Origin of the sequence: Escherichia albertii NBRC 107761 = DSM 17582, from assembly GCF_000759775.1 — a bacterium.
Classification (GTDB): domain Bacteria; phylum Pseudomonadota; class Gammaproteobacteria; order Enterobacterales; family Enterobacteriaceae; genus Escherichia; species Escherichia albertii.
In genome coordinates this window covers 18,502-34,490 of record NZ_BBMY01000023.1, presented here as the reverse complement: position 1 = coordinate 34,490, position 15,989 = coordinate 18,502, and the positions used below count along the sequence as shown (strand labels likewise).

13 protein-coding genes and 4 tRNA genes are annotated in these 15,989 nt (G+C 52.2%); 16 read left to right on the top strand and 1 reads right to left on the bottom strand.

The genetic code is table 11. The features are described 5' to 3' along the window. Window positions 1–22: 22 nt before the first annotated feature. From wecB to EA14781_RS06495, 16 genes are all read left to right on the top strand, one after another. Window positions 23–1,153 (top strand): non-hydrolyzing UDP-N-acetylglucosamine 2-epimerase, encoded by a 1,131-nt coding sequence (wecB, locus tag EA14781_RS06570; RefSeq protein WP_000866668.1) that lies wholly within the window; start codon window positions 23–25, stop codon window positions 1,151–1,153. Further along, window positions 1,150–2,412: a UDP-N-acetyl-D-mannosamine dehydrogenase gene (gene wecC, locus EA14781_RS06565; RefSeq protein WP_000006635.1), complete on the top strand. Its 1,263-nt coding sequence runs from the start codon at window positions 1,150–1,152 to the stop codon at window positions 2,410–2,412. The genes wecB and wecC overlap by 4 nt, the downstream gene beginning before the upstream one ends. Further along, window positions 2,412–3,479 (top strand): dTDP-glucose 4,6-dehydratase, encoded by a 1,068-nt coding sequence (rffG, locus tag EA14781_RS24690; protein ID WP_001226766.1) that lies wholly within the window; start codon window positions 2,412–2,414, stop codon window positions 3,477–3,479. The genes wecC and rffG overlap by 1 nt, the downstream gene beginning before the upstream one ends. Before the next feature lie 6 nt (window positions 3,480–3,485). Continuing rightward, a complete protein-coding gene (rfbA, locus tag EA14781_RS24685; protein ID WP_000676047.1) occupies window positions 3,486–4,367 on the top strand; it encodes a glucose-1-phosphate thymidylyltransferase RfbA in 882 nt (293 codons plus the stop codon). Beyond that, window positions 4,345–5,019 (top strand): dTDP-4-amino-4,6-dideoxy-D-galactose acyltransferase, encoded by a 675-nt coding sequence (rffC, locus tag EA14781_RS06550; RefSeq protein ID WP_001143960.1) that lies wholly within the window; start codon window positions 4,345–4,347, stop codon window positions 5,017–5,019. Before rfbA ends, rffC begins: the two co-directional genes overlap by 23 nt. Before the next feature lie 4 nt (window positions 5,020–5,023). Beyond that, window positions 5,024–6,154, top strand: a complete 1,131-nt coding sequence (gene rffA / locus EA14781_RS06545) for a dTDP-4-amino-4,6-dideoxygalactose transaminase (RefSeq protein WP_000612028.1) — start codon at window positions 5,024–5,026, stop codon at window positions 6,152–6,154. 1 nt (window position 6,155) lies between these two features. After that, window positions 6,156–7,406: a lipid III flippase WzxE gene (wzxE, locus tag EA14781_RS06540; protein ID WP_000050232.1), complete on the top strand. Its 1,251-nt coding sequence runs from the start codon at window positions 6,156–6,158 to the stop codon at window positions 7,404–7,406. Next, the gene (rffT, locus tag EA14781_RS06535; protein ID WP_000217214.1) at window positions 7,403–8,482 is read left to right on the top strand and encodes a TDP-N-acetylfucosamine:lipid II N-acetylfucosaminyltransferase; all 1,080 of its coding nucleotides are present in this window, start codon (window positions 7,403–7,405) and stop codon (window positions 8,480–8,482) included. Before wzxE ends, rffT begins: the two co-directional genes overlap by 4 nt. Continuing rightward, on the top strand, window positions 8,479–9,825 hold the full coding sequence (wzyE, locus tag EA14781_RS06530; RefSeq protein ID WP_000055148.1) for an ECA oligosaccharide polymerase: 1,347 nt from the start codon (window positions 8,479–8,481) through the stop codon (window positions 9,823–9,825). Before rffT ends, wzyE begins: the two co-directional genes overlap by 4 nt. A gap of 9 nt (window positions 9,826–9,834) precedes the next feature. Next, window positions 9,835–10,575 (top strand): lipopolysaccharide N-acetylmannosaminouronosyltransferase, encoded by a 741-nt coding sequence (wecG, locus tag EA14781_RS06525; protein ID WP_000370731.1) that lies wholly within the window; start codon window positions 9,835–9,837, stop codon window positions 10,573–10,575. A gap of 188 nt (window positions 10,576–10,763) precedes the next feature. Next, window positions 10,764–12,149 carry a bifunctional threonine/serine APC transporter ThrP gene (gene thrP / locus EA14781_RS06520; RefSeq protein ID WP_000774722.1) on the top strand — a complete coding sequence of 462 codons (1,386 nt, stop codon included), beginning with the start codon at window positions 10,764–10,766 and terminating at the stop codon, window positions 12,147–12,149. Window positions 12,150–12,251: 102 nt separating this feature from the next. Next, window positions 12,252–12,328: transfer RNA gene (locus EA14781_RS06515), tRNA-Arg, on the top strand. Window positions 12,329–12,386: 58 nt separating this feature from the next. Next, window positions 12,387–12,462: transfer RNA gene (locus tag EA14781_RS06510), tRNA-His, on the top strand. Window positions 12,463–12,482: 20 nt separating this feature from the next. Beyond that, window positions 12,483–12,569, top strand: a tRNA-Leu gene (locus tag EA14781_RS06505). Between the two features lie 40 nt (window positions 12,570–12,609). Beyond that, a tRNA-Pro gene (locus EA14781_RS06500) sits at window positions 12,610–12,686 on the top strand. Between the two features lie 147 nt (window positions 12,687–12,833). Then, window positions 12,834–14,069, top strand: a complete 1,236-nt coding sequence (locus EA14781_RS06495) for an anaerobic sulfatase maturase (protein WP_000941497.1) — start codon at window positions 12,834–12,836, stop codon at window positions 14,067–14,069. Window positions 14,070–14,222: 153 nt separating this feature from the next. Here EA14781_RS06495 and aslA read toward each other — a convergent pair whose 3' ends face one another. Next, entirely contained in the window at window positions 14,223–15,878 is a 1,656-nt protein-coding gene (gene aslA / locus EA14781_RS06490; protein WP_000406038.1) for an arylsulfatase AslA, read from the bottom strand. Between the last annotated feature and the right edge of the window lie 111 nt (window positions 15,879–15,989).

The following is a 15,989-nucleotide window of genomic DNA, read 5'->3' as shown; positions in this document are numbered from 1 at the left end:
CGCTTTTTCGAAGAGAATCGATGTGAAAGTACTGACTGTATTTGGCACGCGCCCGGAAGCCATTAAGATGGCGCCGTTGGTGCATGCGTTGGCAAAAGATCCTTTTTTTGAGGCTAAAGTTTGCGTCACTGCGCAGCATCGGGAGATGCTCGATCAGGTGCTAAAACTCTTTTCCATTGTACCTGACTACGATCTCAACATAATGCAGCCGGGACAGGGACTGACCGAAATAACCTGTCGGATCCTGGAAGGGCTAAAACCTATTCTTGCCGAGTTCAAACCTGATGTGGTGCTGGTGCACGGCGATACCACCACCACGCTGGCTACCAGTCTGGCAGCGTTTTATCAGCGTATTCCAGTTGGTCACGTTGAGGCGGGGTTGCGCACGGGCGATCTCTACTCGCCGTGGCCGGAAGAGGCTAACCGCACGTTGACCGGGCATCTGGCGATGTATCACTTCTCCCCTACCGAAACGTCGCGGCAAAACCTGCTGCGTGAGAACGTCGCTGATAGTCGAATCTTCATTACCGGTAATACGGTCATCGACGCCTTGTTGTGGGTGCGCGATCAGGTTATGAACAGCAACGCGCAACGAACAGCGCTGGCGGCGAATTACCCGTTTATCGACCCTGATAAAAAAATGATTCTGGTGACCGGTCACCGACGCGAAAGCTTCGGTCGCGGTTTTGAGGAAATCTGCCATGCGCTGGCGGAAATCGCCACGACTCACCAGGACATCCAGATTGTCTATCCGGTACATCTCAATCCGAATGTCAGAGAACCGGTCAATCGCATTCTGGGGCACGTGAAAAACGTTATTCTGATCGATCCGCAAGAGTATTTACCGTTTGTCTGGCTGATGAACCACGCCTGGCTGATTTTGACCGATTCCGGCGGCATTCAGGAAGAAGCGCCCTCGCTGGGGAAACCGGTACTGGTGATGCGCGATACCACTGAGCGCCCGGAAGCGGTAACAGCGGGTACGGTGCGTCTGGTTGGCACAGATAAACAGCGGATTGTCGAGGAAGTGACGCGTCTTTTAGAAGACGAAAACGAATATCAAACCATGAGCCGCGCCCATAACCCATATGGTGATGGTCAGGCATGCTCTCGCATTTTGGAAGCGTTAAAAAATAATCGGATATCACTATGAGTTTTGCGACCATTTCTGTCATTGGATTGGGTTACATTGGGCTGCCGACGGCGGCGGCGTTTGCCTCCCGACAAAAACAGGTGATTGGCGTCGATATCAACCAACAGACGGTTGATACCATCAATCGTGGCGAAATCCATATCGTCGAACCTGATTTGGCGAGCGTGGTAAAAACTGCCGTGGAAGAGGGTTTTTTGCGAGCGAGTACCACGCCCGTTGAGGCCGATGCCTGGCTGATTGCTGTACCGACGCCGTTTAAAGGCGATCATGAGCCGGATATGGCCTATGTTGAATCGGCTGCCCGTTCCATCGCGCCAGTACTGAAAAAAGGCGCGCTGGTGATCCTTGAATCCACCTCTCCGGTAGGGGCAACCGAGAAAATGGCAGAATGGTTAGCAGAGATGCGCCCGGACTTGACCTTTCCGCAGCAGGTCGGCGAGCAGGCGGACGTGAATATTGCCTACTGCCCGGAGCGTGTGCTGCCAGGACAGGTGATGGTTGAGCTGATTAAAAATGATCGCGTGATTGGCGGTATGACGCCAGTTTGCTCGGCGCGCGCCAGCGAATTGTACAAAATCTTCCTTGAAGGTGAGTGTGTCGTCACTAACTCGCGGACGGCGGAAATGTGCAAGCTGACCGAAAACAGCTTCCGCGATGTGAATATTGCCTTCGCTAATGAACTGTCGCTGATTTGCGCCGATCAGGGAATTAACGTCTGGGAATTGATTCGTCTGGCCAATCGTCACCCTCGCGTCAATATTCTGCAGCCTGGTCCGGGCGTGGGCGGTCACTGCATCGCTGTTGATCCGTGGTTTATTGTGGCGCAGAACCCGCAGCAGGCACGCCTTATTCGTACTGCCCGGGAAGTGAATGATCACAAACCTTTTTGGGTAATTGATCAGGTGAAAGCGACGGTAGCTGATTGTCTGGCCGCCACTGATAAACGCGCCAGCGAGCTAAAAATTGCCTGCTTTGGGCTGGCGTTTAAGCCGAATATTGATGACCTGCGCGAAAGTCCGGCGATGGAAATCGCTGAACTGATCGCTCAATGGCACAGTGGTGAAACGCTGGTTGTCGAACCGAACATTCACCAGTTGCCGAAAAAACTGACCGGGCTTTGCACGCTGGCGCAGCTTGATGACGCGCTGGCGACGGCTGATGTGTTGGTGATGCTGGTCGATCATAGTCAGTTCAAAGTTATCAATGGCGACAACGTTCGTCAGCAATATATTGTTGATGTTAAAGGAGTCTGGCGCTGATGAGAAAAATTCTGGTGACAGGTGGTGCCGGGTTTATTGGCTCGGCGCTGGTGCGTTATATCATCAACGAAACCCGTGATGCGGTAGTGGTTGTCGATAAACTGACCTACGCTGGAAACTTAATGTCGCTGGCACCGGTCGCACAGAGCGATCGCTTTGCCTTTGAGAAAGTTGATGTTTGTGATCGGGCAGAGTTGGCGCGCGTTTTTGCCCGGCATCAACCTGACTGTGTGATGCATCTGGCGGCGGAAAGTCACGTTGACCGTTCTATCGACGGTCCGGCGGCATTTATCGAAACCAACATTGTGGGTACTTACACACTTCTTGAAGCGGCGCGGGCTTACTGGAATACGCTGGCGGATGATAAAAAATCGGCTTTCCGTTTCCACCATATCTCTACCGACGAAGTGTATGGCGACCTGCACTCTACGGATGATTTCTTCACCGAAACCACGCCGTATGCGCCGAGTAGTCCTTATTCCGCGTCAAAAGCCAGCAGCGATCATCTGGTCCGCGCCTGGCTGCGTACCTACGGTTTGCCGACGCTTATCACCAACTGCTCGAATAACTACGGCCCTTATCACTTCCCGGAAAAACTGATCCCGCTGATGATCCTCAACGCGCTGGCGGGTAAACCGCTACCGGTATATGGCAACGGGCAGCAAATCCGTGACTGGTTGTATGTCGAAGACCACGCTCGCGCGCTGTATTGCGTGGCGACCACCGGAAAAATCGGTGAAACCTATAATATTGGTGGTCACAACGAGCGTAAGAATCTCGATGTGGTGGAAACCATTTGCGAACTGCTGGAAGAACTGGCACCAAACAAACCGCAGGGTGTGGCGCACTATCGTGACCTGATCACCTTTGTCGCCGATCGTCCTGGGCATGATTTACGTTATGCCATCGATGCCTCGAAAATTGCCCGTGAACTTGGCTGGCTGCCGCAGGAAACTTTTGAAAGTGGTATGCGTAAAACAGTGCAGTGGTATCTGACCAATGAAAGCTGGTGGAAGCAGGTACAGGACGGCAGCTATCAGGGCGAACGTTTGGGGCTGAAGGGGTAAGCAGACATGAAAGGGATTATCCTGGCGGGCGGTTCTGGCACTCGCCTGCACCCGATTACGCGCGGTGTGTCGAAGCAGCTACTGCCGATTTACGATAAACCAATGATTTACTATCCGTTGTCGGTGCTGATGCTGGCGGGTATCCGCGAAATTCTCATCATCACCACGCCGGAAGATAAAGGTTATTTTCAGCGCCTGCTGGGCGACGGCAGCGAGTTCGGTATCCATCTGGAATATGCAGAACAGCCCAGCCCGGACGGCCTGGCGCAGGCGTTTATCATCGGTGAAACCTTCCTTAACGGTGAACCTTCCTGCCTGGTGCTGGGCGATAATATCTTTTTTGGTCAGGGTTTCAGTCCGAAACTGCGGCATGTTGCGGCGCGTACGGAAGGCGCGACGATTTTTGGCTATCAGGTGATGGATCCAGAACGCTTCGGTGTCGTGGAGTTTGACGATAATTTCCACGCCATTTCACTGGAAGAAAAGCCAAAGCAGCCGAAATCAAACTGGGCGGTAACCGGACTTTATTTCTACGACAGCAGCGTGGTGGAGTACGCGAAGCAGGTGAAGCCGTCGGAACGCGGTGAGTTGGAAATAACCTCCATTAATCAAATGTATCTGGAGGCAGGTAACCTGACCGTTGAACTACTGGGGCGCGGATTTGCCTGGCTGGACACCGGTACTCACGACAGCCTGATTGAAGCCAGTACCTTTGTACAGACGGTGGAAAAACGCCAGGGCTTTAAGATTGCCTGTCTGGAAGAGATCGCCTGGCGCAACGGCTGGCTCGACGACGAAGGCGTGAAGCGCGCCGCAAGTTCGCTGGCGAAAACCGGTTACGGTCAATATCTGCTGGAGTTACTCCGTGCCCGTCCACGCCAGTATTGAACCACTCATCTGGGAAAATGCCTTCTTTGGCGTTAACAGCGCCATTGTGCGCATCAGTGCTGAAGCGCCTCTCTTGACGCCAGACGCGTTAGCGCCGTGGTCGCGGGTACAGGCCAAAATTGCCGCATCAAACACCGCTGAGCTGGATGCTCTGCAACAGTTGGGATTCATACTGGTGGAAGGTGAAATCGATTTGGCGTTACCGGTGACTAATGCTGGTGAAAGCAATGCGGAAGTGGCACAAGAGACTGATATTCCCGCATTACGTCAGTTAGCCAGCGCCGCATTTGTGCAAAGCCGTTTTCGTGCGCCGTGGTATGCGCCTGACGCCAGCGGTCGCTTTTATGCGCAGTGGATTGAAAATGCCGTGCGCGGCACCTTTGATCATCAATGTCTGGTTTTACGTTCGGCGTCTGGCGCTATTCGCGGCTATGTTTCCCTGCGGGAGTTGAACGCCACCGATGTGCGAATTGGTTTGTTGGCAGGGCGCGGAGCAGGTGAACAGTTGATGCAGGCAGCGCTAAACTGGGCGTATGCTCGCGGTAAAACAACTTTGCGGGTGGCGACCCAGATGGGCAACACCGCCGCGCTTAAACGATACATACAAAGCGGTGCGAATGTAGAAAGCACTGCATACTGGTTATACAGGTGATCACATGATTCCATTTAACGCTCCGCCGGTGGTGGGAACCGAACTCGACTATATGCAGTCGGCTATGGGCAGCGGCAAACTGTGCGGCGATGGTGGTTTTACCCGTCGCTGTCAGCAGTGGCTGGAACAACGTTTTGGCAGTGCCAAAGTGTTGTTAACGCCTTCCTGTACCGCTTCTCTGGAGATGGCGGCGCTGTTGCTGGATATTCAGCCGGGCGATGAAGTGATCATGCCGAGCTACACTTTTGTCTCCACCGCTAACGCTTTTGTACTGCGTGGGGCAAAAATTGTCTTTGTCGATATTCGCCCGGATACCATGAACATCGACGAAACGCTGATTGAAGCGGCGATCACCGACAAAACGCGCGTTATTGTGCCGGTGCATTACGCGGGGGTGGCCTGTGAAATGGACACTATAATGGCGCTGGCGAAAAAGCATAATCTGTTTGTGGTGGAAGATGCCGCTCAGGGCGTGATGTCCACTTACAAAGGGCGTGCGCTGGGAACCATTGGTCATATTGGCTGCTTTAGCTTCCATGAAACCAAAAACTACACGGCGGGCGGTGAAGGCGGTGCGACGCTGATTAACGATAACGCGTTGATCGAGCGAGCGGAGATCATCCGCGAAAAAGGTACTAACCGCAGCCAGTTCTTCCGTGGGCAGGTTGATAAATATACCTGGCGCGATATCGGTTCCAGCTATTTGATGTCCGATCTGCAAGCGGCGTACCTGTGGGCGCAACTGGAAGCGGCGGATCGCATCAACCAGCAGCGCCTAGCGCTGTGGCAAAACTACTACGATGCGTTAACACCTCTGGCGAAAGCTGGGCGTATCGAACTGCCGTCTATTCCCGATGGTTGCGTGCAGAATGCGCATATGTTCTACATTAAACTGCGGGATATTGATGACCGGAGCGCGTTGATAAACTTCCTGAAAGAAGCGGAAATCATGGCGGTGTTCCACTATATTCCGCTACACGCAAGCCCGGCGGGTGAACACTTTGGTGAATTCCATGGCGAAGATCGTTACACCACCAAAGAGAGTGAGCGTTTGTTGCGCCTGCCGCTGTTCTATAACCTGTCGCCCGTCAATCAGTGCACGGTAATTGCGACCTTATTGAACTACTTCTCCTGATATGTCACTGGCAAAAGCGTCTTTGTGGACGGCGGCCAGTACGCTGGTCAAGATTGGTGCCGGGTTACTGGTTGGTAAATTACTGGCGGTGTCATTTGGTCCGGCTGGACTGGGGTTGGCGGCGAATTTCCGCCAGTTGATTACCGTGCTCGGCGTACTGGCGGGAGCGGGTATCTTTAACGGTGTAACTAAGTACGTTGCCCAGCACCATGATAATCCGCAGCAGCTGCGCCGCGTGGTTGGTACTTCATCTGCAATGGTGCTTGGCTTCTCCACGCTGATGGCGCTGGTTTTTGTGCTGGCAGCTGCGCCAATCAGCCAGGGATTGTTTGGTAATATCGACTATCAGGGACTGGTGCGTTTAGTGGCGCTGGTGCAAATGGGGATCGCCTGGGGCAACCTGTTGCTGGCGTTGATGAAAGGCTTTCGCGATGCCGCAGGTAATGCGTTATCGCTGATGGTCGGCAGCTTGATTGGCGTCATCGCTTATTACGTCAGTTACCGTTTGGGCGGTTATGAAGGTGCGTTGCTGGGGCTGGCGTTGATTCCCGCGCTGGTGGTGATTCCTGCCGTCATCATGCTGATGAAGCGTGGCGTTATCCCGTTAAGCTATCTGAAACCCAGCTGGGATAGCGGTCTGGCAGGGCAGTTGAGCAAGTTTACGCTTATGGCGTTGATTACGTCGGTGACCTTGCCCGTTGCGTACATCATGATGCGTAAGCTACTGGCGGCGCAGTATAGCTGGGATGAAGTGGGTATCTGGCAAGGGGTGAGCAGTATTTCCGACGCCTACCTGCAATTTATTACGGTATCATTCAGCGTATATTTACTGCCCACGTTGTCGCGGCTAACGGAAAAGCGCGATATCACCCGGGAAGTGGTTAAATCGCTGAAATTCGTCTTACCGGCGGTAGCGGCGGCGAGTTTTACCGTCTGGCTGCTACGTGATTTTGCCATCTGGCTGCTGTTGTCGAATAAATTTACCGCCATGCGCGATCTCTTTGCCTGGCAGTTGGTGGGTGATGTGTTGAAAGTGGGCGCTTATGTCTTTGGTTATCTGGTGATCGCCAAAGCGTCGCTACGGCTTTATATTCTGGCGGAAGTTAGCCAGTTCACTTTATTGATGATATTTGCCCACTGGCTGATCCCCGTGCATGGCGCACTGGGCGCGGCGCAGGCCTATATGGCAACCTATATCGTCTATTTTTCTCTTTGTTGTGGCGTGTTTTTACTCTGGCGTAGGCGGGCATGACTGTACTGATTCACGTTCTGGGATCGGATATCCCTCACCATAATCGAACCGTTTTGCGGTTTTTCAACGACGCGCTGGCCGCGACGAGTGAGCACGCGCGCGAGTTTATGGTTGCTGGTAAGGACGACGGCTTAAGTGACAGCTGCCCGGCGCTTTCTGTGAAATTTTATCCAGGTAAAAAATCGCTGGCAGAAGCGGTAATTGCTAAAGCAAAAGCTGATCGCAATCAGCGGTTTTTCTTCCACGGTCAGTTCAACACCGCACTGTGGCTGGCGTTGCTTAGCGGTGGCATTAAGCCCAGTCAGTTTTACTGGCATATCTGGGGGGCAGATTTATATGAAGTCTCCAGTGGGTTGAAATTTAGACTGTTTTATCCCATTCGTCGTTTGGCGCAAAAGCGGGTCGGCTGCGTATTTGCCACTCGCGGTGATTTGAGCTTTTTTGCCAAAACGCATCCAAAGGTGCGGGGCGAACTGCTCTATTTCCCGACGCGGATGGACCCTTCTCTCAATATGATGGCGAACGATCGGCAACGTGAAGGGAAAATGACCATCCTTGTGGGAAACTCCGGCGATCGTAGCAATGAGCATATCGCCGCTCTGCGCGCTGTTCATCAACAGTTTGGCGATACGGTAAAAGTGGTGGTGCCGATGGGCTATCCGCCTAATAACGAAGCGTACATCAACGACGTTCGCCAGGTGGGGCTGGAATTATTCAGCGAAGAAAATCTGCAAGTTCTGAGCGAAAAACTGGAGTTTGACGCTTATCTGGCGCTACTTCGCCAGTGCGATCTCGGCTACTTTATTTTTGCCCGCCAGCAGGGCATTGGTACGCTGTGCTTACTGATTCAGGCGGGTATTCCTTGTGTGCTTAACCGGGAAAATCCGTTCTGGCAGGATATGACGGAACAGCATTTGCCGGTGTTGTTTACTACCGACGATCTCAACGAGGATATTGTGCGTGAAGCGCAGCGCCAGTTGGCGTCGGTGGATAAAAACACCATTGCCTTCTTTAGCCCGAACTATCTGCAAGGCTGGCAACGGGCGCTGGCTATTGCCGCCGGGGAGGTCGCATGAGTCTGCTGCAATTCAGTGGCCTGTTTGTTGTCTGGCTGCTTTGCACGCTGTTTATTGCCACGCTGACCTGGTTTGAATTCCGCCGTGTGCGCTTTAACTTCAATGTCTTCTTTTCATTGCTGTTTTTGCTCACTTTTTTCTTTGGCTTCCCGCTGACCAGCGTGCTGGTGTTTCGCTTTGATGTTAGCGTCGCACCGCCGGAAATCTTGTTGCAGGCGTTGCTTTCTGCGGGCTGCTTCTATGCGGTTTACTATGTCACCTACAAAACTCGCCTACGCAAACGTGTTGTCGATGTATCGCGCCGTCCGCTGTTTACCATGAATCGCGTGGAGACCAATCTCACGTGGGGGATTCTGATGGGCATCGCGCTGGTGAGTGTCGGCATCTTCTTCATGCACAACGGCTTTTTGCTGTTCCGGCTTAACTCTTACAGTCAAATCTTTTCCAGCGAAGTCTCCGGTGTGGCGTTAAAACGCTTCTTTTACTTTTTCATCCCGGCGATGCTGGTGGTCTACTTTCTGCGCCAGGACAGCAAAGCGTGGCTGTTTTTTCTTGTCAGCACCGTCGCGTTTGGTTTGTTGACTTATATGATTGTCGGCGGCACTCGCGCCAATATCATCATCGCATTCGCTATCTTCTTGTTTATCGGCATTATTCGTGGCTGGATTTCGTTATGGATGCTGGCGGTGGCGGGCGTGTTGGGGATTGTTGGCATGTTCTGGCTGGCGCTAAAACGCTATGGAATGAATGTGAGCGGCGATGAAGCGTTCTATACGTTTCTCTATCTCACCCGCGATACCTTTTCGCCGTGGGAGAATCTGGCGTTGTTGTTGCAGAACTACGACAACATCGACTTCCAGGGGCTGGCGCCGATTGTCCGTGATTTCTATGTTTTTATCCCTTCCTGGCTGTGGCCGGGGCGCCCGAGTATGGTGCTGAACTCTGCCAACTATTTCACCTGGGAAGTGCTGAATAACCACTCCGGGCTGGCGATCTCGCCTACGCTTATTGGTTCGCTGATTGTCATGGGCGGCGTACTGTTTATTCCGTTGGGGGCGATTGTGGTTGGGTTGATCATCAAATGGTTTGACTGGTTGTATGAACTGGGCAACCGCGAAACCAATCGCTATAAAGCGGCGATTTTGCACAGCTTCTGCTTCGGGGCGATCTTCAATATGATCGTGCTGGCGCGTGAAGGGCTGGATTCGTTTGTTTCACGCGTCGTCTTTTTTATCGTGGTCTTCGGCGCAAGTCTGATGATCGCAAAACTGTTGTACTGGCTTTTTGAAAGCGCCGGACTCATTCATAAACGCACAAAATCATCGCTCCGGTCACAAAGTTGAAGGATAACAATGGATAACACCACCACGGCACCGACCTATACGCTGCGTGGCTTACAGTTAATTGGTTGGCGTGATATGCAGCATGCCCTCGATTATCTGTTCGCCGACGGGCAACTGAAGCAGGGAACGCTGGTAGCCATCAATGCTGAAAAAATGCTGACCATTGAAGATAATGCTGAGGTCAGGGAGTTAATTAACGCTGCCGAATTTAAATATGCTGATGGCATCAGCGTTGTACGTTCAGTGCGTAAAAAGTACCCGCAGGCGCAGGTTTCCCGCGTTGCCGGGGCCGATCTCTGGGAAGAGCTGATGGCGCGCGCAGGCAAGGAAGGGACGCCGGTATTTCTTGTCGGTGGTAAACCGGAGGTGCTGGCGCAAACCGAAGCAAAACTGCGCGACCTGTGGAATGTGAATATCGTTGGCAGCCAGGACGGTTATTTTAAACCCGAGCAGCGGCAGGCGTTGTTTGAGCGTATCCATGCCAGCGGAGCGCAAATCGTCACCGTCGCGATGGGATCGCCAAAGCAGGAGATCTTTATGCGCGATTGCCGTCTGGTGCACCCGGATGCGCTGTATATGGGCGTTGGCGGGACTTACGATGTCTTTACCGGTCATGTGAAACGAGCGCCAGAGGCCTGGCAAAAACTGGGGCTGGAGTGGCTTTATCGCCTGCTATCACAGCCGAGTCGTATCAAGCGTCAATTGCGTTTACTGCGTTATTTACGCTGGCATTACACTGGTAATCTCTGATTCTCTCCTCTGTAAGCGACGTAGGTGCTCACTCCGTCGCCCTTCTGCTGTTTTATTACACAAAGCATTCAATTTTTTAATGCTTAATTTGCCATTTCTCCTGAATTACGAAAACATTTGCAACACTCGATGTACCCATAACGATACCCGGTAACACCGGAAAACATGCAAACACAACACGAGGATTTATGGCTGATAACAAACCAGAGCTACAGCGTGGGCTGGAAGCTCGACATATCGAACTCATCGCCCTGGGGGGCACCATTGGCGTCGGCCTGTTTATGGGGGCCGCCAGTACCCTGAAATGGGCCGGGCCATCCGTATTGTTGGCCTATATCATCGCCGGGCTGTTCGTCTTTTTCATCATGCGCTCAATGGGTGAAATGTTGTTTCTTGAGCCGGTTACCGGTTCATTCGCCGTCTATGCGCATCGTTATATGAGCCCGTTCTTTGGCTATCTCACCGCCTGGTCTTACTGGTTTATGTGGATAGCGGTGGGGATCTCGGAAATCACCGCTATCGGCGTTTACGTTCAGTTCTGGTTCCCGGAGATGGCGCAGTGGATACCCGCGTTGATTGCTGTTGCGCTGGTGGCGCTGGCGAATCTGGCGGCGGTGCGGTTGTACGGCGAAATCGAGTTCTGGTTCGCAATGATCAAAGTTACCACCATTATCGTGATGATTGTCATTGGCCTGGGCGTGATTTTCTTTGGTTTTGGCAACGGCGGGCAGTCGATTGGTTTTAGCAATCTCACAGAGCATGGCGGTTTCTTTGCAGGTGGCTGGAAAGGGTTCCTGACCGCATTGTGTATTGTGGTGGCGTCCTACCAGGGCGTGGAGCTGATTGGCATCACCGCTGGTGAAGCAAAAAATCCACAGGTCACGCTACGTAGTGCGGTAGGTAAAGTGCTGTGGCGGATCCTGATTTTCTACGTTGGCGCGATTTTCGTTATCGTTACCATCTTCCCGTGGAATGAAATAGGCAGCAACGGCAGCCCGTTCGTACTGACTTTTGCCAAAATCGGTATTACCGCAGCGGCGGGTATTATCAACTTTGTGGTGCTGACGGCAGCGCTTTCTGGCTGTAACAGCGGCATGTACAGTTGCGGACGTATGCTCTACGCACTGGCGAAAAATCGTCAGTTACCGGCGGCGATGGCGAAAGTTTCCCGTCATGGCGTACCGGTTGCGGGGGTAGCGGTCTCAATTGCTATTCTGCTAATTGGCTCGTGCCTGAACTATATCATTCCCAATCCACAGCGTGTGTTTGTCTACGTCTACAGTGCCAGCGTGCTTCCAGGGATGGTGCCGTGGTTTGTGATTTTGATAAGCCAGTTGCGTTTTCGTCGTGCACACAAAGCGGCGATTGCCGATCATCCGTTCCGCTCCATTCTGTTCCCGTGGGCCAACTACGTAACAATGGTGTTCCTGATTTGCGTTTTGATCGGCATGTATTTTAATGAAGATACCCGTATGTCGCTGTTTGTCGGCAGCATCTTTATGCTGGCGGTGACGGCGATTTATAAAATTTTTGGCCTTAATCGCCACGGTAAAGCGCATAAACTGGAGGAATAAGCAACAAAACGCATAAACCGTAACCAAACGCGCATTTTATTTAAAAAGGGACTAGACAGAGGGGCGGGAAGTCCGTATTATCCACCCCCGCAACGGCGCTAAGCGCCCGTAGCTCAGCTGGATAGAGCGCTGCCCTCCGGAGGCAGAGGTCTCAGGTTCGAATCCTGTCGGGCGCGCCATTTAGTCCCGGCGCTTGAGCTGCGGTGGTAGTAATACCGCGTAACAAGATTTGTAGTGGTGGCTATAGCTCAGTTGGTAGAGCCCTGGATTGTGATTCCAGTTGTCGTGGGTTCGAATCCCATTAGCCACCCCATTATTAGAAGTTGTGACAATGCGAAGGTGGCGGAATTGGTAGACGCGCTAGCTTCAGGTGTTAGTGTCCTTACGGACGTGGGGGTTCAAGTCCCCCCCCTCGCACCACGACTTAAAGAGTTGAACTAAAATTCAAAAAGCAGTATTTCGGCGAGTAGCGCAGCTTGGTAGCGCAACTGGTTTGGGACCAGTGGGTCGGAGGTTCGAATCCTCTCTCGCCGACCAATTTTGAACCCCGCTTCGGCGGGGTTTTTTGTTTTCTGTGTATTCCATCACTTCCCCTTCGCAATAAACGCCCGTAGTAATGTTTTGCCGCGCAGTATGATTTCGTCCTTACACTCATCGAAGGACGACTTCAGACAAGGAGCGACCATGCTGCAACAGGTTCCGACGCGTGCTTTTCATATTATGGCGAAGCCGAGCGGTTCTGATTGTAATCTGAACTGTGACTACTGTTTTTATCTTGAAAAACAATCCCTTTATCACGAAAAGCCAGTCACGCATATGGACGATGACACGCTGGAAGCGTATGTCCGCCACTATATCGCCGCCAGCGAACCACAAAACGAGGTGGCTTTTACCTGGCAGGGCGGCGAACCAACGTTACTCGGACTGGATTTTTACCGTCGTGCCGTAGCGTTACAGGTGAAATATGGCGCTGGCAGGCGGATAAGTAATAGCTTCCAGACTAACGGCGTGCTGCTGGATGACGAATGGTGTGCATTTCTGGCAGAAAACCATTTTCTTGTTGGGTTATCGCTGGACGGTCCGGCTGAGATCCACAATCAATATCGCGTGACCAAAGGCGGCAGACCCACGCATAAGTTGGTGATGCGCGCCCTGACGCTGCTGCAAAAACATCATGTCGACTATAACGTACTGGTCTGCGTCAATCGCACCAGCGCGCAGCAACCGTTGCTGGTTTATGATTTTTTGTGCGATGCGGGAGTTGAATTTATCCAGTTTATTCCGGTGGTCGAGCGTCTGGCTGATGAAACAGCTGCCCGTGATGGACTGAAATTACATGCGCCTGGCGATATTCAGGGTGAGCTGACGGAATGGTCGGTGCGCCCCGATGAGTTCGGTGAATTTCTGGTGGCGATATTCGACCACTGGATCAAACGCGATGTCGGCAAGATTTTCGTAATGAATATCGAATGGGCATTTGCCAATTTTGTCGGTGCGCCGGGCGCGGTTTGCCATCATCAGCCAACCTGTGGGCGCTCGGTGATTGTTGAGCATAACGGCGACGTTTATGCCTGCGATCACTATGTTTATCCGCAATATCGACTGGGGAATATGCATAAGCAGACGGTTGCAGAAATGGTCGATTCCTCACAACAGCAGGCATTTGGTGAAGATAAATTTAAGCAGTTACCGATGCAGTGCCGCAGTTGCAACGTGTTAAAAGCATGTTGGGGAGGTTGCCCGAAACATCGCTTCATGCTCGATGCTGGCGGTAAACCGGGGCTGAATTATTTGTGTGCCGGGTATCAGCGTTATTTCCGCCATCTACCGCCGTATCTGAAAGCGATGGCTGATTTGCTGGCGCATGGTCGCCCGGCCAGCGACATAATGCAGTCGCATTTGATGGTGGTGAATAAGTAAAAAGTGGTTGATTGCCGGATGCGATGCTGGCGCATCTTATCCGGCCTACAGAACGCTGCAATATATTGAATTTATACGATCTGGTAGGCCGGATAAGGCGTTCACGCCGCATCCGGCAATGGCAGCGCTGTCCAATACAGCGATAGCGCTGAATTAATCAGATTTAATCTGCGCGCGTGGCGGATATTTTTTCAGGATATCCATATACGCGTGCATTTCTGTCTGTAGCGGCACACCCATTGGGATATGGCGCACCCCGATGGAGTCGCTTTCCTGCGGATCGGTATACAAATTAAATACCGCAGACCCCGCAGTTTGCATTACCGTACCCGAGAACCCTCCCTGGTATCCGCTCTGGGTATACGCATATGGCTGCTGAATCAGCACGTGATACTTGAACTCATCCATACGTACAGCAGAAAGTTTGCCGTTGAGGAAGTAATGCTCCGCCTTACGGTTAGACTGACCATTTGTTCCCAGGAAGAAAGATGTCTGGTCCACACCATCAATAAAGGTTGTTTTCGGCACCAGTTTCGCCACTTTCGCTCCAGGATGACCTGCCAGATCCAGCGCGGTTGGGAAGAGATCCGCCAGATCAACAATACCGTCAGATTTACGCGGTTGGATCATGCCTTTCCAGTAAACGAAAGTCGGTACGCGAACGCCGCCTTCCCAGGTCGAACCTTTAGCGCCACGGAACGGAGTACGACCGTGCGGCGGTACTTCGGCTTCTGGTCCGTTATCGGAAGTAAAGACAATCAGCGTGTTATCCAACTGGCCGTTTTTCTCCAGCGTTTTGTACAGGTTGGCGAAGATATCGTTCATTTCCACCATACAATCGCCATAAGAGGTACGTGCTGGGGAGCTACCGGCATACTTCGCATTCGGGTAGTTATCAAAGTGGCAGCCGCGAGTGCCATAATAGAGGAAGAAAGGCTTATCGCTCTTCGCCATCTTATCGAGGAACTTAACGCCATATTCCATCCAGCGTTGATCCAGGTCTTCCATATATTTCGGTGTAATGTCGGCAATGGCTTGCTGTTCGCCACCACGTACGGCATGAACATCATCTTTGCTGAACGGTAATTGTTTGATGTATTCAGAACGGTCCGGGCTCAGGGCGACCTCTGGGTTGACGTGAACATCGCGCCATTCGGTATACATATCAGAGACAGAGTTAAAGCCGCGGAAATCATCAAAACCGACGTTCTGCGGTTGGGATTCTTTGTTTTCACCCATATGCCATTTACCGATAGCCTGGGTTACATAGCCTTGATCGTGCAGCAATTGCGGCAGAGTCGTTAAGCCTTGTAAGCCTCCTGGTTGCCCGTACATCGGTGGCATCAGAATACCGTGGTGAATTGAGTATTGTCCGGTGAGAATAGTGGCGCGGGTCGGAGAAGAACTTGGTTGTGAATATGCAGAGGTTAAAATCAGCCCCTGACTGGCAACTGAGTCAATGTCTGGCGTTGGATTGCCCACCGCCACGCCGCCGCCGTTAAAGCCAACGTCCATCCAGCCCACATCATCCAGCAAGAAAATAACTACGTTCGGTTTCTTGCCGGTTTTTTTCTCCAGTTCTGCCAGCTTCTGCTGAGTTTCTTTATCCTGTGCAGGATGCTGCATCACCGGCATCATGTTGTCGGCAATTGTGGTTGCCGGTTTAACCAGATATTGATTTGGGTGATCGTAACCAGCAAAACCCTTGCGCGCAGTGGCGGTTGACGGGGTATCTGCAGCGTTGGCGAGTAAAGGAATGGCGGCAGCGACTGCGACCACAAGAAGTTTGGGTGAAAACGAAATTTCCATGCAAAATGCTCCGGTTTCATGACATCAAATTGATGTCGTAATTAAGCATTGATAATTGAGGTCCCTCTCTCTGACAGGATGGCTATATAAATAACTATGATGAAAATAAAT